At 61.5% G+C, this 23,190-nt stretch carries 15 protein-coding genes; 11 read left to right on the top strand and 4 right to left on the bottom strand.

The features are described 5' to 3' along the window. The first annotated feature begins 22 nt into the window (after positions 1-22). The 8 genes from tssK (at position 23) to PspTeo4_RS10825 (ending at position 10,135) form a co-directional block, all read left to right on the top strand. Positions 23-1,360 carry a type VI secretion system baseplate subunit TssK gene (gene tssK, locus PspTeo4_RS10790; protein ID WP_322363727.1) on the top strand — a complete coding sequence of 446 codons (1,338 nt, stop codon included), beginning with the start codon at positions 23-25 and terminating at the stop codon, positions 1,358-1,360. Between the two features lies 1 nt (position 1,361). Further along, positions 1,362-2,174, top strand: a complete 813-nt coding sequence (icmH, locus tag PspTeo4_RS10795; protein WP_416196917.1) for a type IVB secretion system protein IcmH/DotU — start codon at positions 1,362-1,364, stop codon at positions 2,172-2,174. A 99-nt stretch (positions 2,175-2,273) separates the two neighbouring features. Further along, on the top strand, positions 2,274-2,789 hold the full coding sequence (locus tag PspTeo4_RS10800; protein ID WP_322363728.1) for an Hcp family type VI secretion system effector: 516 nt from the start codon (positions 2,274-2,276) through the stop codon (positions 2,787-2,789). A gap of 72 nt (positions 2,790-2,861) precedes the next feature. Beyond that, positions 2,862-5,036: a type VI secretion system Vgr family protein gene (locus tag PspTeo4_RS10805; RefSeq protein WP_322363729.1), complete on the top strand. Its 2,175-nt coding sequence runs from the start codon at positions 2,862-2,864 to the stop codon at positions 5,034-5,036. Next, the gene (locus tag PspTeo4_RS10810) at positions 5,033-5,971 is read left to right on the top strand and encodes a DUF4123 domain-containing protein (RefSeq protein ID WP_416196918.1); all 939 of its coding nucleotides are present in this window, start codon (positions 5,033-5,035) and stop codon (positions 5,969-5,971) included. The genes PspTeo4_RS10805 and PspTeo4_RS10810 overlap by 4 nt, the downstream gene beginning before the upstream one ends. Continuing rightward, positions 5,964-8,954, top strand: a complete 2,991-nt coding sequence (locus PspTeo4_RS10815) for a T6SS effector BTH_I2691 family protein (RefSeq protein ID WP_322363730.1) — start codon at positions 5,964-5,966, stop codon at positions 8,952-8,954. The genes PspTeo4_RS10810 and PspTeo4_RS10815 overlap by 8 nt, the downstream gene beginning before the upstream one ends. Before the next feature lie 4 nt (positions 8,955-8,958). After that, positions 8,959-9,840 (top strand): DUF6708 domain-containing protein, encoded by an 882-nt coding sequence (locus PspTeo4_RS10820; RefSeq protein ID WP_322363731.1) that lies wholly within the window; start codon positions 8,959-8,961, stop codon positions 9,838-9,840. A gap of 37 nt (positions 9,841-9,877) precedes the next feature. After that, positions 9,878-10,135: a PAAR domain-containing protein gene (locus PspTeo4_RS10825; protein ID WP_322363732.1), complete on the top strand. Its 258-nt coding sequence runs from the start codon at positions 9,878-9,880 to the stop codon at positions 10,133-10,135. A gap of 59 nt (positions 10,136-10,194) precedes the next feature. Here PspTeo4_RS10825 and glgB read toward each other — a convergent pair whose 3' ends face one another. From glgB to PspTeo4_RS10840, 3 genes are all read right to left on the bottom strand, one after another. Then, entirely contained in the window at positions 10,195-12,405 is a 2,211-nt protein-coding gene (glgB, locus tag PspTeo4_RS10830) for a 1,4-alpha-glucan branching protein GlgB (RefSeq protein WP_322363734.1), read from the bottom strand. Further along, the gene (gene treS / locus PspTeo4_RS10835) at positions 12,406-15,717 is read right to left on the bottom strand and encodes a maltose alpha-D-glucosyltransferase (RefSeq protein WP_322363735.1); all 3,312 of its coding nucleotides are present in this window, start codon (positions 15,715-15,717) and stop codon (positions 12,406-12,408) included. Positions 15,718-15,879: 162 nt separating this feature from the next. Beyond that, positions 15,880-17,898 (bottom strand): alpha-1,4-glucan--maltose-1-phosphate maltosyltransferase, encoded by a 2,019-nt coding sequence (locus PspTeo4_RS10840; RefSeq protein ID WP_322363736.1) that lies wholly within the window; start codon positions 17,896-17,898, stop codon positions 15,880-15,882. 138 nt (positions 17,899-18,036) lie between these two features. Between PspTeo4_RS10840 and PspTeo4_RS10845 the strand changes: the two genes are divergently transcribed. Then, a complete protein-coding gene (locus PspTeo4_RS10845) occupies positions 18,037-18,198 on the top strand; it encodes a hypothetical protein (protein ID WP_322363737.1) in 162 nt (53 codons plus the stop codon). Between the two features lie 172 nt (positions 18,199-18,370). Here the strand turns inward: PspTeo4_RS10845 and PspTeo4_RS10850 are convergent, their stop codons facing one another. Beyond that, a complete protein-coding gene (locus PspTeo4_RS10850) occupies positions 18,371-20,053 on the bottom strand; it encodes an AMP-binding protein (RefSeq protein ID WP_322363738.1) in 1,683 nt (560 codons plus the stop codon). A 343-nt stretch (positions 20,054-20,396) separates the two neighbouring features. Between PspTeo4_RS10850 and PspTeo4_RS10855 the strand changes: the two genes are divergently transcribed. Beyond that, on the top strand, positions 20,397-21,560 hold the full coding sequence (locus PspTeo4_RS10855; RefSeq protein WP_322363739.1) for an isovaleryl-CoA dehydrogenase: 1,164 nt from the start codon (positions 20,397-20,399) through the stop codon (positions 21,558-21,560). A 19-nt stretch (positions 21,561-21,579) separates the two neighbouring features. After that, positions 21,580-23,187: a carboxyl transferase domain-containing protein gene (locus PspTeo4_RS10860; protein ID WP_322363740.1), complete on the top strand. Its 1,608-nt coding sequence runs from the start codon at positions 21,580-21,582 to the stop codon at positions 23,185-23,187. The last annotated feature ends 3 nt before the right edge of the window (positions 23,188-23,190 follow it).

The following is a 23,190-nucleotide window of genomic DNA, read 5'->3' on the forward strand; positions in this document are numbered from 1 at the left end:
GCCCACCTGATCAGGAGCCCCCATGAGCTCACGTAACCCCGTACTCTGGCCTGAGGGCTTGTTCGTCAAACCCCAGCATTTCCAGCAACTGGTGAGGGCCGGCGAAGCGGCTGTGCATCAGCGTCTGAGTAGCCTCGACAGTGCATTCTTCGGCTTCAGCGAATTGCAATTGAACGACGAGTACCTGAGCCTGGGCAAAGTGGCGATCACGCGGGCACGGGGCATCATGCCGGACGGTACAACGTTCGATATTCCCGGAGACTTGCCGCCGCCACCACCGCTGGAATTTCATGAAGAAGCGAGCCAGGGCAACGAAGTCTACCTGTGCCTGCCGCTGCGCACCGAGGGAGGCCGAGAGGTGAGCTGGCCTGAAAGCGCCGCCAACTACCGCTATATCGCCCAATCCCATGAAATCAAGGACACCCACAGCACCGACGGTGACCTGGTGATGGTGGACCTGGCAATTCCCAACTTTCAACTCAAACGCCAGAGCGCGGACAACAGTGCCTACACCCGCCTTGCCGTTGCACGGGTATTGGAAAAACGCCCGGATGGCGGCCTGCTGCTTGACGAGGCGCTGTACCCCACCAGTGTCTCGGTTCAGGCAGTGCCGGCGCTCAAACGCTTCCTCGATGAAATCACCCATACGCTGCGCGAACGTGCGCGTAACCTTGCGATGCGTATCGGCGCCTCCGGACAGTCGGGCATTGCCGACATACGGGACTTCAACCTGCTACAGGCCATGAATCGCTGGTGGCCCTGTTTCCAGCATCTGGCACGCCAACCCCACACCCACCCTGAGCAACTGTTCATCGCCATGAGCCAAGCCTGTGGCGAACTGGTGACCTTTACCGATGAGTCTCGGCTACCGCAGGAACATCCGGCCTATCAACACACGGCCTTGCGTGAATCATTCAAGCCGCTGGAAGACACGCTGCGCCGCACCCTGAGCATCGTGTTGCAACCCAGAGCCATTTCGCTACCGCTTCAACGCCAGGCATACGGCAAATTGAGCGCGATGCTGGAAGACCGTCGCTTACTCGAAGAGGCGGAGTTCATTCTGGCGGTGCGTGCCAACCTGCCACCCGACACCTTGCGCCAGCAGTTCCTGCAATTGGCCAAGGTCACCGCGCTGGACGCTTTACCTGACCTCGTGCGCCTGCAACTGCCGGGTATCGCGCTACGACCGCTACCTGTGGCGCCCCGCGAACTGCCTTTCCATGCCGGTTACAGCTACTTCGAACTCGACCGGCGCGACGCCGCCTGGAGCGTGATGAAGGGCAGTAGCGGGTTCGGCTTGCACTTTGCCGGTGAGTTCCCAGGGCTCGAGCTTGAGCTATGGGCCATCAGGAGCGAATGACATGAGTGCACAGAACACGCAGGAGACGGGCTTGGCCGCTCAGGTCGGCAGCGGCGGCATGCATGCCCACGGCAGCGCCAAGCACACCGCCGACGGTGAAACCGGGTACCCCGCCGACGCGCAATTCGAACTGCGCAACACCTTCATAAACCCCATGGTCGGTGCTGCCATGCCCTTGTTCGGCATGGCCATGCGCCTGCAACAACTGGAGTCCCATCACGATATCCAAGGCTTGTACAAAAAGGTGCACAACCAAGTCCTGCTGCTGGTGGAGGACATGCGCCAACGCGGATACGACCCCGCCCACGTACAGGCCTATTCGTATGGCTTGTGTCTTTTCCTCGATGAAACCGTGATGCGCACGCCTTGGGGCAATCACTCCTGTTGGAGCCAGCGTCCGCTGCTGAGCGACTTCCATCAGGAAACCTGGGGCGGAGAAAAGTTCTTCACCGTGCTGTCGCGCATGATGCTCGAACCCCAGCGCTTCCAGCAGGTGCTGGAGTTCATGTACGTCTGCCTGAGCCTTGGCCTGAAAGGCAAGTACGCCATCGAGCCGAGGGGAGACGACGCCCTGCAGGCAATCATCGTCAGCCTGCATAAGACCATCCGAGATTTGCGCGGCCCCACCCCGGATTTTCCAGACGCGCTGGAGAACGTCGCCCCCCGCAACTTCCGCATGCCCCGAGAGTGGCCATGGTGGACACCGCTAGCGGCCTCTGTAGCGGCCATGGCCGTGGCCTACGGCATCTACCGCTATCGCTTGGACCTCATCACCGAACAGGTTTTGCAGTCACTCAACGGCATTTTGCATTAACGGCAGGGCTCACGCCTTGCCAACAAGTCCATCGATCTTCGATGGCCACGCCACCGGTGGTGTGCGTGTTTATCCACATGGACGCAGGAGAAATCTGCCATGCCAACACCCGCTTACATCAAAATCGAAGGCCAGACCCAAGGCAACATCACCGCAGGGGCCTTTACCGCTGACTCGGTTGGGAACGTGTTTGTCGAAGGGCACGAGGATGAGATTCTGGTGCAGGAAATCAAGCATCAGGTCACCGTCCCGACCGACCCGCAGAGCGGCCAGCCCAGCGGTCAACGGGTACACAAACCCCTCATCTTCACCAGTTCGCTGAACAAGGCCACCCCGCTGATGTATCAGGCGCTGACCACTGGTGAAAGGCTCCCGAAAGTCGAAATCTGCTGGTACCGCACTTCGGTGGAAGGCAAGCAGGAGCACTTCTTCACTACCAGCCTTGAAGACGCCACCATCGTTGAAATCAACACCGTGCTGCCCCACGCACAGAACAAGGAGCACGAGAACTTCACCCAGTTGATTGAAGTGTCGTTGTCGTATCGCAAGATCACCTGGACCCACACCATCGCAGGCACAGAAGGTTCCGACGACTGGCGTCAACCTGTCGTCTAACCCCACCGCTTCGACCCGGGCAGTATTGCCTGCCCGGCGTTCACCCTTACAGACGGCGGACAAGGAATTCACATGCCTACCCAATCCGATCTGCGTTACAGCTTCCAGCCCTTGGTCGGCGATGCTTACTTCGAGGTGGTGTCCTTCATCCTCGAAGAAGCCTTGAGCACGCCATTCGCGTTGACGTTGGAGCTGGTCAGCGAAGATGACGACGTCGACTTCGGCCACCTCCTGGACAAACCCGTGCTGTTCACCATGTGGCGCAACGAGCGCCCGGTGCGCTATGTCCATGGCCTGGTCAGCACGTTCAGCCAGGGCGACAGCGGCTTCTGCCGGACCCATTACCATGCGGTGGTAGAACCCGGACTGGCCCGCGCCCGGCTGCGTTCCAACTGGCGAATTTTCCAGCACAAAACCGTGCCGGACATTCTCGAATTGATGATCAAAGCACTGGGCATTACCGAGGCCAAGGTGATCACCTGCTTCGCTCATCAGCCCCGGGAGTTCTGTGTCCAGGCGGGCGAAACCGACCTTGACTTCATCGCCCGCCTGGCCGCTGAGGAAGGGTTCGTCTACCGCTTCGAGCATACCGCCAACGGCCACAACCTGCTGATCTCCGACCAGCTGCTGGCACTGGGCTTGATCAGCCGCGACCCCATCAAACCGGAGAACGACGACGAAGGCTTCTACGAAGCCGACGAACCGGAAAAAGCTATAGCCGTTCTTTACCACACCAACAGTGGTGGCCAACAGCAGCAACCGTGCCTGCGCCGCTTCCGTTACAGCGAACAGGTGCGCACCTCACGCCAAGTGCAGCGCGACTACACCTTCACCCACCCGGCCTATCGCCAGGAGCACGTGGCGATCGTGTCCAGCAACGATGCGCAGCACCAGCCTGTCGACTACGAACGTTTCGACTACCCAGGCCGCTACAAGCGCGACCTGGTCGGCAAACCCTTCACCCAGACCCGCCTTGCTGGCCTGCGCCATGATGCTCGCATCGCCGACGTGGAAGGCGACGACGAACGCCTGCAACCCGGCCTGAGCTTCAACCTCGAAGGCCACCCCCGCGAAGCGCACAACACCCACTGGCGCGTCACCCGCGTACGACATGAAGGCCAGCAGTTCACCAGCCTGCAAGAACACGCCGCCGACGCAACCAAAGGGACTCGCTACGCTCAAACGGCCGTGCTGGTGCCCGGCCTCATCGAATGGCGCCCTGAGCCCCTGCCCAAGCCCCGCATCGACGGCCCGCACATGGCCACGGTGGTCGGCCCGCCCGGAGAAGAGATCTATTGCGACCAGTGGGGCCGGGTCAAGGTCAGCTTCCCCTGGGACCGTGAGAGCAAGAACAACGAGTTCAGCTCCTGCTGGGTGCGGGTCTCACAGGGCTGGGCCGGCGGCAGCTGGGGCGCGATGGCCATCCCCCGCATCGGCCAGGACGTGATCATCCAGTACGTCAATGCCGACCCCGACCAGCCGATGATCACCGGGCGCACCTACTGCGGCAACCAGCTGCCCCCTTACGAGCTGCCCAAACACAAGACCCGCATGACCATCAAGAGCCAGACCCACAAGGGCGACGGCTTCAACGAACTGCGCTTCGAGGATGAGCTGGGGCGTGAGGAAGTGTTCATTCATGCGCAGCGGGATCAGAACAATGTGGTGAAGCGTGATGAGAGTACTTGGGTTGGGAATGATCGGCATGAACAGGTCGAGCACGATGAGCACATCAGCATTGGCCATGATCGCATCGAGACTGTGGGTAACGATGAGCGCGTCACCATTGGCCAAGATGCCTACTCCGACGTGGGACGTAATCAGACGCTCAATATCACCAAAGACCGCATAGAAACCATCGGCAATCATCGTATCGATCAGATAGTCGCCAACCACCATATGACCATCGGCGGGAACCTGGAACAACAGGTCGAAGGCCATGCCGAGCTGGAAGCCAAGGCGCAGATTCGCAGGCGTACTCGGCTCTACAACCTTCAGGCAGCTGAGTCGTTGCTCATCCAAGGGCCTGGGGGTTCAATTCGAATCGATGACGCAGGCATCACTCTGGACAGCCCGAATGTCCGCATCAGAGGCCAGCTACTGCAAAAGACCGGGGGAGAAACGAACCCCTTCTCCATCAGTAGCACACCTGCCAAAGGCAACCCTCTCGACCGTCAATGCGGGCGTCGCCCAGATGGCACATGTGCGCTTCCCGACTGCCGCTGTCTCGGAGGCCGAACTTTATGAATGAAGCATCGACACTCCTGGAAACTCAGCAGACACCACCCAGCGAGTTATCCGCAAATGCATTTCGCTATCTGCTGGTGATGACCCGCGAACTCGAATACTGGGCTTACAGACCCATTTCATTTGATGGCGACATCATCCCGGCCTACGCCCCTTCGGTACTCGATCTCATCAACGAAGTCACCTGCTGTGTCCAGTACGCCTGGATATGGAAAGACACCGCCCTCGACGAAGAACATGAGTTTGGTCCTTTGCTGGTGGACGCCTCCGAGGCTCCAGAACTGATTCGACATGCCATCACTACCTGGATGCCCATAGGGTGCGCCATTGCGCTGGATGCTGAGGTGAGCCTTGCCGAGCTCGCAGACCACTTCACCAGCCTCGTGCAGCTCAAACTCCCGGACCAGAGCTTGGCCACCCATCAGTTTGAGCCCAATCACCTCTGGGCCTGGCTGGAAGCATTGGATGACGAACACCGTGCGGCCTGGCTCGGTCCTGTGTCCCGAATGGGGTGGCGAATCAATTGGGGACCGGCCCATGAGTGGAAGCATCTTGAACATTCACCCACTGCTGCTCGCTTGAGGTCGGAACAGCCCCTGAACCTCCAGCAGCATGAGTTGGACCGGTTGCTAGCCGGCTTACACGACCACTTTGTCCTGAGCCTGGCTCATGAAGTACAGGCGATGCCGCAGCATGCTCCCAATTCTTTGACCAGCATCCGTCAATGGATTGAATCGTTACTCCCGCAGTTGATAGAGCTCAATTTCCGGGATGAAGAGGTGGCGGGGGCGCTTTTGCGCCTGTTTGCCAGGCACACCTGGCTTTTCGACGATGACCAAGCCACCGCCATCTACACCAACCTCAAAGAATCGCCTCAAGGTCGCCTCCGCGAGTTGGAGGCACTGATCCAGAGCAAGGAAAACCCTCATGACTGACGCCACCGTGAGCCGCGCCGTCTCCCACCCTGCCTGCAGCGCACGCGTTCCCATCCTGCCGGTGCGCTATGCCATCGTCCCGCGCGGGGCCGATGCCCCACCCTGCTGTTACGCCGACTCCGGCTTCAACCTGGAACAAGGCTTCCCCCCGCTGCAGCACTCGGCCTACACCTTGCGCGCCCTGCGCCCAGGGTATGTCTATGTGTTCATGAGGGGCACCGAAGGCGAAAAGCTGGTCATCCATGAATACGACGGCGAAGGCCGTTACAAGGAACTGCGCTACCGCGGCCTGGAGTGCTACCACCGCCGCGATGCCTACCTGTCCCGCCGGACCATGGGCTGGGTCTGGGCCGACACCTGCACTGACACCGCCAGTGAAGTCTGGATTGGCTACAGCCCGCACCTGTGGACCAACGCCATGACCGCCCGCATCACCACTTCGGCCGCAGTGCGCAAACGGCATATGCGCCAGCTGGACATGGCCGAACTGATTGCCAACAACCAGGCCCCGTCCACCCAGCCCCACGTATTGCCGGTCAGCGCCCTGACCACTTGGGTTGAGGACTTCAAGCAGGAAGACCGGCGCATGTCGCTGACCTGGAGCAGCCACCCGCGCCACGACTTGCTGCCCATTGGCAACCTCAGCGCCATGGCAAAACACTACCCCAGCACCCAGCCGAAAATTCCGGCGGTGGTAGCACTGGCCGACGCCGAAGGCATGGCGCTGGACCTGGCCCTGTCCGCTTCGGCCTACCAGCACCAGATGCGCGACTTGATGCCGTCCGAACAACTGGAGCACACCCGCCCCGCGCAGAGCCCCGCACAGCAATGCCTGCCCGCCTGCTACCGCCTGGATGCCGAACGGCTAAGCGCACAAAGCCAGGATTTTCACCACCGAAACCTGGTGGCCATGCTGCTGAACAAGACGCTGGAGAGCCTGTACCCCGCCGATGTGCCCACCCCGGAGATCGTTGCACGAGACCTTTTGCCAGACTCGCCGGTCAGCTCGCTGGCCAAGGCGCAGGCCCGTTACCAAGCGCTGACCCACCCCGACTATTCTCCCGGCGGCGCACGCCTGGCCCAGCGTATCGATACCGCGAAGTACCAGCGGTTCCTGGCCGAACGCGACGAACTGGAACAGCGCATCGACGGCTTGCGCACCCTCGCGATGCAGGCCATCAGCGATCACGACCTGTGGCTGGCCACCGCCGAAGCGCAGCACATCGATGATCCGTACAGCTTGGCAGCAGCGCTGGCCTGCTACGACCGCAACGAGATAGTTTCCGCCCGAGGCCTGGAAATCGCCCTGGCCTTGCTGATCCACCCCATGAGCCAACCGGTGCCGGGCACCGAAGACTACGACCAGCGTTTCCGGCGCCTGGAGCGCTGGCTGGATCAGCACGACAGCCCGCTGTACATGGCCCTGGCGCCGTTCAACCCGTTCAAGGACAAAGCCGACGCCGTCGGCACCCTGCTGGGCGGCAGCGACAACGTCATCGAAGGCCTCGTTGGCCGCTTTCCGGCGATTGCCGACATCACCGACCTCACCGCCCAGTCCGTCAATGCCGTGGTGCTCAAACGCATGCGCGGCCAGACCCGCTGGGATGCCAGTCACACACTGCGCCAACAGGTGCTGGCCGCCGCCCAGGAAGCCAATGCCGAAAAGGCCCTGGGGTTGTTGGCCGCGCGTTACGGGATCACCGACCAGCTGATACGGGAAAACCCGTTCAGTCAGGAGGTGGAACGCTACCTGAAGACCGGGATGGCGCAGGTCGAAGAGATGAAGCGACTACGGGTCACGGGTAGCCGGATGGTCACGGTCGAGCTGACCACCACCGCACGGGTCAAGCCGAACTTCATCGGGTTGCTGACGTCGAGCGCGGGGACGGGTTTGAACGCGGGGATGCTCTGGTTCAATGTGGTGGCGTTGAAGGCGGCGTACAACAGCTTGCAGAGCAACGAAGCACCGGAATACACCACCGGGTTTGCGGCCTCCATCTTCGGTGTGATCGGCGCAGCGGCGGCAACACTGGTGAGTGTGCGGGCCACGCAAAAGGCGGTGATGTTGCGTTTGAGCAAAACGGTGCCGGGCATGGCGTTTGGAAATGGACTTCTAAGTTTTCTAGGGAGCAACCTATTTGCGCGGATATCTGGTTATCCCGCAATCCTATTGGGACTTTATTCAGACGTTGAAAAATCCTCTCGACAAAAAGATCAAGGGGACAGGATAGCTAGTAACTATACACTCTCCGGCGGAGCCACCATCGCCATAGGATCCGCCTTGGTACTTGAAGGCAGCATTGCTATTGCCGCTCCGACATTTTTCATTCCATTTGCGGGTTGGGCTGCGGCTGGTATCGTATTGTTAGGTGCAACAATCATAGCCGGTGGACTTTACCTGCACTCTAAAGCTAACGAACGGCTTCACAGCCCTATAGAACTATGGGCGGCTCGATGCACGTTCGGCTCTCGTCTAAACGACGGCGAAATTCGTAAAAATCTAACGTTAGATTTTAAAAAAAGGCTACCGCATTACACCAGCCTCAGCGAGGAGATTAGTGCATGGCAGGCTGAGCACTATGCGCCAATCCCAATATCAAGCGAAACCGCAAAAATACTCGGACTTGAGGGTCTTTCAACTGAATTGGTCGAAAATGAATTCTGGTCACCTCCTAGTTGGGCGACGATTTTTTACCAGAACGAACCTCGGTCATCACCAACAGCAAAATTCACAATATTATTGCGAGAGTTCATTATTGGACAGAGTTACTGGATCATTAGTCTAACCAGTCAAGACAGCAAGGGAACACTTGAAAAAATTCAAGCAAAACCCGACTGCTACGTAACATCAGCGGGCTTAGTTATTCACTTAAAAAACAAGATTGCACTCGCAAAAAAAGTAATTTTGCGCTTAACCTACCATCCAAATCAAGGCCTAGATGGCAGCTTCAAATCTTCCATAAAACTTGAGCTAGAGAGATAAATCAATGTCAGTAGCCTGGATTTTCAACCAAAAAAATAAAAACATTGCGAGAGCGAAAATTTCAAACCAGCAACTCAGCATCTCAAACAAAGTACTATGCCTACGAAACCCCTGGGTGACTGACTCAGTGTTCATGGGAAAGCTTTATACAGCCATGACAGTAGTGCTAATCTTGTTCATTTATCCAGACGCAATTTTCGAAACCACAAACACCTACCCCCATGGCGACTATACATTTACAATCATGCTACTATCCACGCCGCTCCTCTTCACCCCATTTTTAGCTTATCGTATTCTTTACATAAAAAAACTATCCAGTATTTACTTAAATCGGTCCACCCAAAAACTCTATTATCAACGCTTTTCCAAGTCATTTTCCTTCGACTGGGCCGCATTCGAGGGAGGCATATTAAAGCGCACTGAATTTGGCGGCTCATCCTTTAGTACAAATTACGCACTTGCATTCGCCCCTCGTAGGTCCGATGGAACTATTCATCAAAGGGATTCTTTCTGGATCGAGAGTAACGAACCCACCGAGTCAGACAACAAATACGTCGCCGAAGTGTGGGCGTACCTATGCCATTTCATGGACCACGGCCCAGACAAATTACCGCCACCCGGTGAGCCCAACTGGTGGTACAGGCCACTCCATGCAATTTGTCTAACCCCGGCAGAAGCTTGGCGCCACTACGCCCCCTGGCGGACCGGCGAGCCTGGTGAAATGCAAGGCAAGAAACTCTGGCAACTGCCTTTCTGGGCCGTGCTGTTCCCCTACAACCTGTCACTGGCAATCTGCTGGTATGGCGTTTGTCGTCTGTTCAATGTCCGAGCAGCACCACCGCCGCCTGGAGCTTTCGAAGTGTCGGATGAGAAATCAACCAAATGAGGCTCACGCCGCTACCTCCAAACACTAGGACCATTACATGAAACCCATCATCCTCGTAGGCCACCCCCACATCTGCCCTATCCACGGCGAAGGTGTCGTCACCTCCGGCGCAAGCTCGGCTTCGGTCAACGGTATACCCATCGCCCGGGTAGGCGACTCAATCAGCTGCGGCGCCGTCATCGAAACAGGCTCAGCCATCACCCTCATCGAAGGCCGCGCCGCCGCCCGGGAAGGTGATACCACCAGCCATGGCGGCACGCTCATCGAGGGCGAGCCGGGATGGCTGATCGAATAAAGGATGTCTGGCAACCGCGCGGTACGAGCAGGCAAGCCCACTCGTACCGCGCTGCTTCTTCAGGCCGGTTTCATCACCAATACCCCCAACGGCGGCAGGTTCAACGACAGCGACAGCGGCTGCCCATGGCTGGCCACCTGTTCGCAGTCCACCGCCCCAAGGTTGCCCACGTTCGACCCGGCATACAGCCCGGCGTCGCTGTTGAGCAGTTCCTGCCAGCGCTCTCCGAACGGCACACCAATGCGATACCCCTCACGCGGCACTGGAGTGAAGTTGGCCACCACCAGCAACGGCTCGCCCTGGCTGCTCCAGCGCAGCCAGGCATAGACGCTGTTGTGCGCGTCATCGCCAATCAGCCACTGGAAGCCCTGGGGTTGGCAGTCCTGCTCATGCAGCGCTGGCAGTTCGCGGTACAGCCGGTTGAGGTCACTCACCAGGCGCTGTACGCCCTGGTGCTCGGGGTACTGCAGCAGGTACCAGTCCAGCTCGTGGTCGTGGTTCCACTCCCGCCACTGGCCGAACTCGCAGCCCATGAACAGCAACTTCTTGCCGGGATGGGTCCACATGAAGGTGAGGTAGGCGCGCAGGTTGGCGAACTTCTGCCAGCGGTCGCCTGGCATCTTGTCGATCAGCGAGTGCTTGCCGTGCACCACTTCGTCGTGGGATATCGGCAGGATGAAATGCTCGGAGTACGCGTAGATCAGCCCGAAACTCATCTCGTTGTGGTGATACGTGCGGTGTACCGGGTCGTTCTGGATGTAATGCAGCGTGTCGTGCATCCAGCCCATGTTCCACTTGTAGGCGAAACCCAGGCCGCCTTGTTGCGTGGGCTGGCTGACGCCAGGCCAGGCGGTGGATTCCTCGGCGATGATCAGGGCACCAGGAGCTTCATGGGCAGCGACGCCATTGAGGTGGCGGATGAAGTCGATGGCTTCGAGGTTCTCGCGCCCGCCATGGCGGTTGGGCACCCATTCGCCCGACTTGCGCGAGTAGTCGCGGTACAGCATCGAAGCCACCGCATCGACCCTCAGGCCGTCGATGTGGAAGTGTTTCAGCCAGTGCAGCGCCGAGGCCATCATGAAGCCGCGCACTTCGTTGCGGCCCAGGTTGTAGATCAGCGTGTTCCAGTCCTGGTGGAAGCCTTCCAGAGGGTTGTCGTACTCGTACAGCGCCGTGCCGTCGAAGCGCGCCAGGCCGTGTTCGTCGGTGGGGAAATGCGCGGGTACCCAGTCGAGGATCACGCCGATACCGCCCTGGTGGCAGGCATCGACGAACGCTGCGAAGTCTTCGGCGCTGCCGTAGCGCGAGGTGGGGGCGAACAGCGACAGTGGCTGGTAGCCCCAGGAGCCACCAAACGGGTGCTCCATGATCGGCATCAGTTCGATGTGGGTGAAGCCAAGTTCCTGCACATAGGGCACCAGGCGTTCGGCCAGTTCACGCCAGTTGTAGTACCGGGCGATTTCGCCAGCATCGTCCAGCTCGCAGCGCCAGGAACCCGCGTGCAGCTCGTAGATCGACAGCGGTGCACTGTAGGCATGGCGCTGGGCACGGTGCGTCATCCAGTCCTGGTCTGCCCACGTGTGGCTGAGCGCATTGGCCACTTTGGAAGCGGTACTGGGCGGTAGTTCGGTGGCGCGGGCCAACGGGTCGGCTTTCAATGGCAGCACGCCGTCTTTGCCCAACACCTCGAACTTGTACGTCTCGCCTACGCCCACACGGGGCACGAACAGTTCCCAGACCCCTGCGCTGTGGCGCAGGCGCATGGGGTGGCGGCGCCCGTCCCAATTGTTGAAGTCGCCCACCACCGACACGCGACGGGCGTTCGGCGCCCATACAGAGAAGCAAACGCCGGCAACACCATCGACCTGCGTAGGCTGGGCACCGAAACGCCCGGACAAATCCCGGTGGTTACCCTCGGCGAACAGGTACAAGTCCATGTCGCCCAATTGCGGACCAAAGCTGTAAGGGTCTTCGGTCACCTGTTCGCCTGCCGCCCAGCCGATGTGCAACAGGTAGGGTTGTGCTTCATTCAGGTGCGCGGTGAACAGGCCTGGCAGGCTGCCCTGCTCCATTTCGGCGAGCACACGTCCATCGTGACGCGACAGCACGCGCGCATTGAGTGCGCCGGGCAGCAGCGCGCGGATGGTCGAACCGCCCGCGCCATCGTTGTGGGGGCCTAGCACTGCAAAAGGATCGGCGTGCTCGGCGCGGGCCAGGGCATCCAGGTCCCGTTGCCGAAGGCCGCCGTTTTCACGCGTGGTTGCATTCATCTATGACTCTCCCCAGGTACTGATCAGTCCATGCAAGCCATGCAAAGGCACGGCCAGCCAGCTTGGACGGTTTTCGGCTTCATACGTGATCTCGTAGGCGGCTTTTTCCAGGCAGAACAGCTCCAAGGCGGCGCGCTCGCCCTCAGCCTGTTGCCAGGTGTGGGGCATGGCGGCTGTGGCCAGGCCGTAGGCTTCGACGAAGGCGTGGCGCGACTGGTGCAGGTACTGCCGGGCAACCCGCTGACGAGCCTGGCGCGCCGCGTCGGAGAGGTCTACCGCCGAGGCGCTGCGCAGGATCATGGCAGCAGCATAGTCGAAGGATCGCAACACGCCGGTTACATCCTTGTATGGGCTGTGTTTGGCTCGCCGTTCGTCCAGGGGACGAGCGGGTTCACCCTCGAAGTCGATCAGGTAGGCATCGCCCTGCACCACCAGCACCTGGCCCAGGTGCAGGTCGCCGTGCACGCGCATCAGCAGCCCGCCCTGGGCCTGGTGGGCCAGGGCGTCAATGTGCTGAACGAGGCCATCGCGCTGTTGCTGCAGGTCATCGACCAGGGCTTGGCTATCGGCGTCGAGCTTGCCTCGATGGTGTGCCAGCAGATCGAGGGCGCGGCCCAGCTCGGCGCTGATCTGCTGGCTCCAGCGCTTGCTGTCCTGGGCAGTGCTGGCCTGGGGCTTGAATGCTGGGTCATCCGTGGGGGCGGCCAGCAGCACGTGCATTTCGCCCAGGCGCTGGCCTAGCAAGGCGGCAAACCCGTTCAATTCGGCCAGGGCATCGGCGTGGGCATCGGCAGCCTTGTTCTGCGGCTGCATCTCGTCGCGGATGGCGCGTTCAAGGGTGTTCTGGGTCCAGGCCCAGGCATCGCCCTGGTTGCTCAAATAGCCCTGGGCAATCATCAACAGGTGTGGCGTGCCCTGCTCGTCCACCCGGCTGACCCAGGCCAGCAGCGGCGAGATATTGGCAAAACCGGCAGCAGTCAGGTACGCGCTCATTTCCAGCTCCGGGTGCACGCCCGGGTTTACCCGGCGAATCAGCTTTAGCACGACCCGATCGGCCACCACCACCGAGCTGTTGGACTGCTCGGCACTCAGGTAGCGCACTTCGCTGTCTTCGTTGAGCCCGGCAGCGGCTAGCAGTTCAGTGCTTTCAAAGCGCAACTCGCCCGCGTCGCTGGGCAGCCGTGTGCCGTCCTGGCATGCATGCAGCACTGCGCGGACGAAGGGTTCGAGCACGAAGGCGTCGGTAATCAGCCCAACCTGGCGGCCCCGCCGCACGCGGGAAAACGCCAGTTGCTGGGGCAGCGCAGTGGTGATCTGCTCTTCAGGCAATAGGCCGAAGGGTAACTGATAGTGGCTGGTAACGCCTTCGCTGCTGACCTCGATTTCGCTCAGCAGTACCGGAGTGGTGGCCGTGGCAAAACGTACGCCGTAGCTCAGGCGTACCTGCTCCACCGGCCCCTCCTTGCCAGCGAACCAGCGGCGTTTGGGCAAATACTGCGGCAGGATCGAGGTTTGCAAGGTGTCGCGGCTGGGCGCATCGAGCAGTTCCTCCATGCGCTTGCGCAACACCAGGGTAGTGAGTTCAGGCAACCCTTCCGCGGGCTGGTGATGCCAGCTGGGCATGCGGTCGTGGGTGGCCAGCAGGAACCAGTAGAAGGCGTAAGGCGGCAAGGTAAGTAGAAACGGTAACTGCCCGATGGGTGGGAATGCGCTGCCACCGAGCATTTCCACAGGCACCTTGCCCGCATACTGCGACAGCTCGAGCTCGGCGGCCTGGGCGGCGCGGGACACGTTGGCGACACAGAGAATGACCTCGGTGTGGCCATCGGCATCGGTGTACTCGCGGATGTAAGCCAGAATGCGCCGATTGCTCGGAGTGAGCATCTTGAAGGTGCCGCGCCCGAAGGCTTTCTGCTGGTTGCGTACCGCCAGCAGGCGACGGTTCCAGTTGAGCAACGAATGTGGGTCGTGGGCTTGGGCTTCGACATTGACGGTCTGGTAGCCGTACAGCGGGTCCATGATCGGTGGCAGCACCAGGCGCTGGGGGTCGGCACGGGAGAAACCGCCGTTACGATCCGGCGACCACTGCATCGGCGTGCGCACGCCGTCGCGGTCACCCAGGTAGATATTGTCGCCCATGCCCAGTTCGTCGCCGTAGTACAGGGTGGGCGTGCCAGGCATCGACAGCAGCAGGCTGGTGAGCAGTTCGATACGCCGCCGGTCACGCTGCAGCAGTGGCCCGAGCCGGCGGCGAATACCCAGGTTGATGCGCGCGCGGCGGTCCTCGGCGTAGTAGTTCCACAGGTAGTCACGCTCGCGATCGGTGACCATCTCCAGGGTCAGTTCATCGTGATTGCGCAGGAAGATCGCCCACTGGCAGTTGGCTGGGATCTCCGGCGTCTGGCGCAGGATGTCGGTGATCGGGAAACGGTCTTCCATGGCCAGGGCCATGTACATGCGCGGCATCAGCGGGAAGTGGAACGCCATGTGGCATTCGTCGCCATCGCCTTCGCCGAAGTACGGGTAAGTGTCTTCGGGCCACTGGTTGGCTTCGGCCAGCAGCATGCGGTCGGGGTAGTTGGCGTCGATTTCGGCGCGAATCGCCTTGAGTACCTGGTGGGTTTCGGGAAGGTTCTCGTTGTTGGTGCCATCGCGCTCGATCAGGTACGGGATGGCGTCCAGGCGCAGGCCGTCGACGCCGATATCCAGCCAGAAACGCATGACGTCGATCACCGCCTTCAAGACTTGCGGGTTGTCGAAGTTGAGGTCGGGCTGGTGCGAATAGAAGCGGTGCCAGAAGTACTGGCCGGCCACCGGGTCCCAGGTCCAGTTGGACTTTTCGGTGTCGAGGAAGATGATCCGCGTGCCGTCGTATTTCTGGTCGTCATCGGACCATACGTAGAAGTCCCGCGCCTTGCTGCCGCGCTTGGCATGGCGGGCGCGCTGGAACCAGGGGTGCTGGTCGGAGGTGTGGTTGATGACCAACTCGGTGATCACCCGCAGGCCGCGCTTGTGTGCCTCGGCGATGAAGCGCTTGGCGTCGGCCATGCTGCCGTAGTCGGGGTGCACGGCCTTGTATTCGGCGATGTCGTAGCCGTCGTCGCGCCGTGGCGAGGGGTAGAACGGCAGCAGCCAAAGGGTGTTGACGCCCAGTTCGGCGATATAGTCGAGCTTGCTGATCAGCCCTGGGAAATCGCCGATGCCGTCGTTGTTGGCGTCGAAGAACGACTTGACGTGCAATTGGTAGATGACGGCGTCCTTGTACCACAGTGGGTCGTCGATGAAGGTTGCAGGGCGGGAACGCTTGGCCATGTGCGACTCCTTTCATTGCCGTGGGGCGGTGTCGCCTGGTTCAGGGCTGCTTTGCAGCCCATCGCCGGCAAGCCGGCTCCCACAGGTTTCGTGCAAATTTCACAGCCGACACCGCCCCCTGCAGGAGCCGGCTTGCCGGCGATGGGGCGCGCAGCGGCCCTCTTATCCGGCTTTTTCGATACGCCAGATGCCGAACGGCAAGTGCCAGGGTTCGATGCGCATGAACTGGGTCTTGCCATGCCAGGTCCAGCGGTGGCCGGTCATCAGGTCCTCGCCGAGGGTTTCAGCGTTGTCGTCCAGGCCCAGCTCCCACAGCGGAAGTTCAAAGTTCGCCTCCTGGGCGTTGTGCGGGTCGAGGCTGACCGCCACCAGGATGTAGTTGTCGCGCTCGGGCGTGCGCTTGGCGAAATACAGGATGTTGTCGTTCCAGCAATTGAAGAAGGCCACGCCCAGATGAGTCTGCAAGGCGCGGTTCTGCCTGCGGATACGGTTGAGCTGGGCGATCTCGGCGATGATGTTGCCAGGCTGGGTGAAGTCCCGTGGGCGGATCTCGTACTTTTCCGAGTCCAGGTATTCTTCCTTGCCCGGCAGCGGCGTGCTTTCGCACAGCTCATAGCCTGAGTACATCCCCCACAACCCGGACCCCATGGTCGCCAGCGCGGCGCGGATCAGAAAGCCGGCCCGGCCAGAGGTGTGCAGGAAGTACGGGTTGATGTCCGGCGTGTTGACGAAGAAGTTGGGGCGGTAGCACTGGCTCCAGGGCGGCTGATTGAGCTGCTCGAAGTACTCGCGCAGCTCTTGCTTGCTGTTGCGCCAGGTGAAGTAGGTGTAGCTCTGGGCGTAGCCGACCTTGCCCAGGCGCGCCATCATCGCCGGCCGGGTAAAGGCCTCGGCCAGGAAAATCACCTCGGGGTACTGGCTGCGCACATCAGCGATCAGCCATTGCCAGAATGGCAGTGGTTTGGTGTGGGGGTTGTCGACGCGGAAAGTCTTCACCCCCTCCTCGACCCAGCCGACCACCACATCGCGCAGCGCCAACCACAATGACGGCACCGCCTCGGGAGCATAGAAGTCGACGTTGACGATGTCCTGGTACTTCTTGGGCGGGTTCTCGGCATAGCGGATCGTACCGTCGGGCCGCCAACTGAACCAGCCGGGGTGTTCCCTGAGCCAAGGGTGGTCCTGGGAGCACTGGATGGCGAAGTCCAGGGCAATCTCCAGCCCATGTTCGGCGGCAGCGGCAACCAGGCGGCGAAAATCTTCGCGGCTGCCCAATTGCGGGTGGATAGCGTCATGGCCGCCTTCGGGGCTACCAATGGCGTAGGGGCTGCCGGGGTCGTCCGGGGCGGCCTGCAGGGCATTGTTGCGGCCTTTGCGATGCTTCATGCCAATCGGGTGGATGGGCGGGAAGTACAGCACGTCGAAGCCCATGTCGCGGATCATTGGCAACCGTGCATGCACATCGTTGAAGGTGCCATGGCGCTCCGGGCTGTCGGTGATCGAGCGCGGGAACAGCTCGTACCAACTGGCGAACAACGCGGCTTCGCGGTCCACGTCCACGGGGAATTCGGCGCTACGGGCCAGGTAGCTGCGGTGCTCGGCCTCGCTCATCAAGCGTGCCGCATCGGCGTGCAGCAGCAGGGCCACCTGGTCGTCCGTCGGCAGGGAGGGCAAACGTTCCTGTAGCGCCTGAAGCTCTTCGCGCAGCGCGCCATCGCTGCGTTCGATGCCCTTGCCCAGCAGCAGCCTGCCCTCTTCCAGCTCCAGCGAAACCTCCACGCCCGCGTGGTATTTCTTTTCCAGGTCGTGGCAAAAAGTGGCGAACGGGTCGATCCAGGCCTCGATGCTGAACAGGTGCAAACCCAGCTCGGTGGGAGTGAATTCACCCAGCCACAGGTCGTTGCCGGGGGAATGCATGGGCGCGCAGTGCCAGCGCCGGCTGTTGGCCTGGCGCCAGAGCAGCATCACCGCCAGGCGGTCGTGGCCGTCGCCGTACACTTTGCTGGCGACCGCAACGGGCTGGCCGCGGATGGCCTTGGCGGCGAAGGTACCGCCGTCGAGCACGGGGCTGGTGTCTTCGATCACGATGCGTGGCGCCAGCAGCGCCTGGGCCAGGCTGGTGGCCTGCTCGGGGTGATCGTTCGCCATCGGTACGCTTTCGAAGGGCTCGTTACGCGTCATCGGTCCTGGCTCCCTGTTGGCATTGGCGCTAAGGGTTCAGAGCCGTCGACCGGCAGGGGGTTCAAAAAAATTGAGCGATTGGCGCTGGCACGCGTCAAAGCCTGCACCACCCTCTCATTCACCCTGCGAGGTCAGGCCATGAACATTCCCATTCCACCGGAGACACCCGACCCGAACATCGACGACCCCAGCCTGCCGCCGCCAGTGCCGGAAGAAGACCCGGACGAGCTGCCGATCAGGCCGACCGTGCCGCCGACGGTGGGCGACCCGCCGAGTGAGGAGCCGCCGGTGAAGGTTTAAGGATAGCCAAGGATTGTGGCGGGGTTGAGCCGTGTCATGGCAGGCGGTTTTGAAAGCCCAGCGGCCCATTCGCGGGTAAACCCGCTCCCACAGATACCCCCGCTGCCCTCAGGCACTGCGGGGCACCTGTGGGAGCGGGTTTACCCGCGAAGAAGCCGGCACGTTCAGCCCATCACCCGACCGCCACCAATGAAATCTCCGCCACGCTGATCTCGCGCATCCGAAACTTCTGCACCTTCCCGGTCACCGTCATCGGAAACTCATCAACGAACCGGAAATGCCGCGGAACCTTGTAGTGCGCGATGCGCGCCTTGCACCAAGCCTGCAGCTCTTCGATGGTCGCGCTATGCCCCGGGTGCAGCTTGATCCAGGCCACCACTTCCTCACCATACTTGCTGCACGGAATGCCGATCACCTGGGCATCGGCCACCGCCGGGTGGGTGTAGAAGAACTCCTCCAGCTCACGCGGGTAGATGTTCTCGCCGCCGCGAATGATCATGTCCTTGTTGCGCCCGACGATGCGCACATAACCCGCCTCGTCCATTACCGCCAGGTCGCCGGTGTGCATCCAGCCGGCCGGGTCGATGGCATCGACGGTAGCCTGGGGGTTGTCCCAGTAACCCAGCATCACGCTGTAGCCACGGGTGCACAGCTCACCGATCTCGCCGCGCGGGACGATGCAGCCATCCTGATCGACCAGTTTGGTCTCCAGTTGCGGCTGGGTGCGGCCGACGGTGGTCACGCGCAATTCCAGCTCATCGTCAGGGCCGGTCTGCAGCGACACCGGGCTGGTTTCAGTCATGCCGTAGGCGATCTGCACTTCGGCCATGTGCATCTGGTCGATGACACGACGCATCACTTCGATCGGGCAGGTGGCGCCAGCCATGATTCCACTGCGCAGGGTCGACAGATCCAGGCCGGGGCGTGACGGGTGGTCGAGCATGGCAATGAACATGGTCGGCACGCCATAAAGGATGCTGGCGCGTTCCTCGGCCACGGCGCGCAAGGTGAGCTCGGCGTCGAAGGCGTCGTTGGGGTAGATCATGGTGCTGCCGTGGGTGATGCAGCCGAGGTTGGCCATGACCATGCCGAAACAATGGTACAGCGGCACCGGAATCACCATGCGATCGGCTTCGCTCAGGCCAAGGCTTTCACCGACCATGAAACCGTTGTTGAGGATGTTGTAGTGGCTCAGCGTCGCGCCTTTCGGGGCGCCGGTGGTGCCCGAGGTGTACTGGATGTTCACCGGCTGGTCGAACTGCAGGCTATTTTGACGGGCCTGATAGGCCTCGGCATCGACCTGCCCTGCCCGTTCGGCCAGTGCATGCCAGGGCAGGAAGCCGGCAGGTGGGTTGGCCGCGAGGCTGATCACACCACGCAGCGCCGGCAGGCACACGCTGGCCAGCTCGCCGGGGGCGTGGTCGACCAGTTCCGGCACCAGCTCCTGAATCATCGCGTGGTAGTTGGATGTCTTGAACGCATCGGCACACACCAGCCAGCTGCAGCCGGACTGGCGTAATACGTATTCCAATTCGGCCACCCGGTAAGCCGGGTTGATGTTGACCAGAATCGCGCCAACCTTGGCGCTGGCCAACTGCAGGATGCACCACTGGGCGCAATTGGGTGACCAGATGCCGACCCGATCGCCAGTGTTCACACCCAAGGCCATCAGCGCACGGGCGTGCACGTTCACCTGCTCGGCCAACTGTCGCCAGGTGTAGCGCAGCCCCTGGTGGCGCACCACCAAGGCTTCACGTTCGGCGAAGCGCGCCACGGTGTCATCGAAGGTCTGGCCGATGGTTTGGGTCAGTAATGGGCGGTCCTGAGGGCCGCGGGTGTAGCTTGGTTGACTCATGGGTGTCCCTTCTTGTGTTTGTTCTGGGCACGACTGAAGCAAGCGCCAAATACTCTGGCGCAGATTTACGTTTACGTAAAGGTGATGATTGGATTGACAGTGACGAGAGGCAGGTTTACGTTAACGTAAAGGTGACAGCGACACCGAGAGAATGGGCTTTACTTTCGGACGCAACAGCCGGGACCGCTCCTTCGCAGGCTTCGCCAGCTCCCACAGGGATCCGATGAAGCGCTGTGGGAGCTGGCGAAGCCTGCGAAGGAGCGCGCAGCGGCCCCGGCAATGCTGACGACATGCGCCATAGCTCCTGGTGAACTCCAATTTCAAGAACAAGAAGGTGCCCCCAATGCATTACCCCTCCCTGAACTTCGCCCTGGGCGAAACCATCGACATGCTGCGCGACCAGGTTCGCACGTTCGTCGCCGCCGAACTGGCACCACGCGCCGCGCAGATCGACCACGACAACCTGTTCCCCGCTGACATGTGGCGCAAGTTCGGTGACATGGGGCTGCTGGGCATCACCGTACCGGAAGAATACGGCGGCGCCGGCCTGGGCTACCTGGCCCACGTGGTGTCGATGGAGGAAATCAGCCGTGGCTCGGCCTCGGTGGCACTCTCTTATGGCGCCCACTCCAACCTGTGCGTCAACCAGATCAACCGCAACGGCAGCCACGAACAGAAACTGAAGTACCTGCCCAAGCTGATCAGCGGCGAGCACATCGGCGCCCTGGCCATGAGCGAGCCCAACGCCGGCTCCGACGTGGTGTCGATGAAGCTGCGCGCGGAAAAACGCGGTGACCGTTATGTGCTCAACGGCAGCAAGACCTGGATCACCAACGGCCCCGACGCCAACACCTACGTGATCTACGCCAAGACCGACCTGGACAAGGGCCCCCACGGCATCACCGCGTTCATCGTCGAGCGTGACTGGAAAGGCTTCAGCCGCAGCAACAAGTTCGACAAACTGGGCATGCGCGGCTCCAACACGTGCGAGCTGTTCTTTGACGACGTCGAAGTGCCGGAAGAAAACATCCTCGGCCAGCTCAACGGTGGCGTGCGCGTGCTGATGAGCGGCCTGGACTACGAACGCGTGGTGCTGTCCGGTGGCCCCACCGGTATCATGCAAAGCTGCATGGACCTGGTCGTGCCCTACATTCACGACCGCAAGCAGTTCGGCCAGAGCATCGGCGAGTTCCAGCTGATCCAGGGCAAGATTGCCGACATGTACACCCAGCTCAACGCCAGCCGCGCCTACCTGTATGCCGTGGCCCAGGCCTGCGACCGTGGCGAGACCACCCGCAAGGACGCCGCCGGGGTCATCCTTTATACCGCCGAGCGTGCCACCCAGATGGCCCTGGAAGCGATCCAGATTCTCGGCGGCAACGGCTATATCAACGAGTTCCCGGCCGGCCGCCTCCTGCGCGATGCCAAGCTGTACGAGATCGGCGCCGGCACCAGCGAAATCCGCCGGATGCTGATTGGCCGCGAACTGTTCAACGAAACCCGCTGAGCATAAGGAACGGGCGTCCATGGCTACCCTGCATACCCAGATCAACCCGCGCTCGGCGGAATTCGCCGGCAATAGCGCGGCCATGCTAGAACAGGTCCAGGCCCTGCGCAGCCTGCTTGCCCAGGTCAGCCAGGGCGGCGGGCCGAAGGCCCAGGAGCGCCACACCTCGCGGGGCAAGCTGCTGCCACGCGAGCGCATCGACCGCCTGCTCGACAGCGGCTCGCCATTCCTCGAAATCGGCCAGCTGGCCGCCCATGAGGTGTATGGCGAGGACGTGCCCGCCGCGGGCGTGATCGCCGGCATCGGCCGTGTCGAAGGTGTCGAGTGCATGATCGTGGCCAACGACGCCACGGTCAAAGGCGGCTCCTACTACCCGCTGACGGTGAAAAAGCACCTGCGTGCCCAGACCATCGCCCTGCAGAACCGCCTGCCGTGCATCTACCTGGTGGACTCGGGCGGGGCCAACCTGCCGCGCCAGGACGAAGTGTTCCCCGACCGCGAGCATTTCGGCCGCATCTTCTTCAACCAGGCCAACATGAGCGCCCTGGGCATTCCGCAGATCGCCGTGGTGATGGGCTCGTGCACCGCCGGTGGCGCCTACGTGCCGGCCATGGCCGACGAAGCGATCATGGTGCGCCAACAGGCCACCATTTTCCTGGCCGGCCCGCCGTTGGTGAAAGCCGCCACCGGCGAGGTGGTGAGCGCCGAGGATCTGGGCGGCGCCGACGTACACTGCCGCACCAGCGGCGTGGCCGACCACTATGCCGACAACGACGAACACGCCCTGGCCCTGGCCCGGCGCAGCGTGGCCAACCTCAACTGGCACAAGCTGGGCAAACTGCAACGCCAGGCCCCCATCGCCCCACTGTATGCCGCCGACGAGCTGTACGGCGTGGTGCCGGCCGACGCCAAGCAGCCGTTCGATGTACGCGAAGTCATCGCCCGCCTGGTCGACGGCTCGGTGTTCGATGAGTTCAAGGCGCTGTTCGGCACCACCCTGGTGTGCGGTTTCGCTCACCTGCATGGCTACCCGGTGGCGATTTTGGCCAACAACGGCATCCTTTTCGCCGAAGCCGCGCAAAAAGGCGCGCACTTCATCGAACTGGCCTGCCAGCGCGGCATCCCGTTGCTGTTCCTGCAGAACATCACCGGCTTCATGGTCGGCAAGAAGTACGAAGAAGGCGGTATCGCCAAGCACGGCGCCAAGCTGGTGACTGCGGTGGCCTGTGCCCAGGTGCCGAAGTTCACGGTGATCATTGGCGGCAGCTTCGGTGCCGGCAACTACGGCATGTGCGGTCGTGCCTACGACCCACGCTTCCTGTGGATGTGGCCCAACGCACGCATCGGCGTGATGGGCGCCGAACAGGCCGCCGGGGTGTTGGCGCAGGTCAAGCGCGAGCAGAGCGAACGCAGCGGCCAGCCCTTCAGCGCCGAGGATGAGGCACGCCTCAAGCAGCCGATTCTCGACCAGTACGAACACCAGGGCCACCCTTACTATTCCAGCGCCCGGCTGTGGGACGACGGCGTCATCGACCCGGCACAAACCCGCGACGTGCTCGGCCTGGCGTTGTCCGCCGCGCTGAACGCCCCGATCGAACAGAGCCGCTTCGGCATTTTCCGGATGTGACCC

It is taken from the genome of Pseudomonas sp. Teo4 (genome assembly GCF_034387475.1).
Classification (GTDB): domain Bacteria; phylum Pseudomonadota; class Gammaproteobacteria; order Pseudomonadales; family Pseudomonadaceae; genus Aquipseudomonas.

Bases quoted from the DNA above. Each gene is read 5' to 3' on its own strand.
- tssK (WP_322363727.1), top strand. From the start codon at position 23: ATGAGCTCACGTAACCCCGTACTCTGGCCTGAGGGCTTGTTCGTCAAA.
- icmH (WP_416196917.1), top strand. From the start codon at position 1,362: ATGAGTGCACAGAACACGCAGGAGACGGGCTTGGCCGCTCAGGTCGGC.
- PspTeo4_RS10800 (WP_322363728.1), top strand. From the start codon at position 2,274: ATGCCAACACCCGCTTACATCAAAATCGAAGGCCAGACCCAAGGCAAC.
- PspTeo4_RS10805 (WP_322363729.1), top strand. From the start codon at position 2,862: ATGCCTACCCAATCCGATCTGCGTTACAGCTTCCAGCCCTTGGTCGGC.
- PspTeo4_RS10810 (WP_416196918.1), top strand. From the start codon at position 5,033: ATGAATGAAGCATCGACACTCCTGGAAACTCAGCAGACACCACCCAGC.
- PspTeo4_RS10815 (WP_322363730.1), top strand. From the start codon at position 5,964: ATGACTGACGCCACCGTGAGCCGCGCCGTCTCCCACCCTGCCTGCAGC.
- PspTeo4_RS10820 (WP_322363731.1), top strand. From the start codon at position 8,959: ATGTCAGTAGCCTGGATTTTCAACCAAAAAAATAAAAACATTGCGAGA.
- PspTeo4_RS10825 (WP_322363732.1), top strand. From the start codon at position 9,878: ATGAAACCCATCATCCTCGTAGGCCACCCCCACATCTGCCCTATCCAC.
- glgB (WP_322363734.1), bottom strand. From the start codon at position 12,405: ATGAATGCAACCACGCGTGAAAACGGCGGCCTTCGGCAACGGGACCTG.
- treS (WP_322363735.1), bottom strand. From the start codon at position 15,717: ATGGCCAAGCGTTCCCGCCCTGCAACCTTCATCGACGACCCACTGTGG.
- PspTeo4_RS10840 (WP_322363736.1), bottom strand. From the start codon at position 17,898: ATGACGCGTAACGAGCCCTTCGAAAGCGTACCGATGGCGAACGATCAC.
- PspTeo4_RS10845 (WP_322363737.1), top strand. From the start codon at position 18,037: ATGAACATTCCCATTCCACCGGAGACACCCGACCCGAACATCGACGAC.
- PspTeo4_RS10850 (WP_322363738.1), bottom strand. From the start codon at position 20,053: ATGAGTCAACCAAGCTACACCCGCGGCCCTCAGGACCGCCCATTACTG.
- PspTeo4_RS10855 (WP_322363739.1), top strand. From the start codon at position 20,397: ATGCATTACCCCTCCCTGAACTTCGCCCTGGGCGAAACCATCGACATG.
- PspTeo4_RS10860 (WP_322363740.1), top strand. From the start codon at position 21,580: ATGGCTACCCTGCATACCCAGATCAACCCGCGCTCGGCGGAATTCGCC.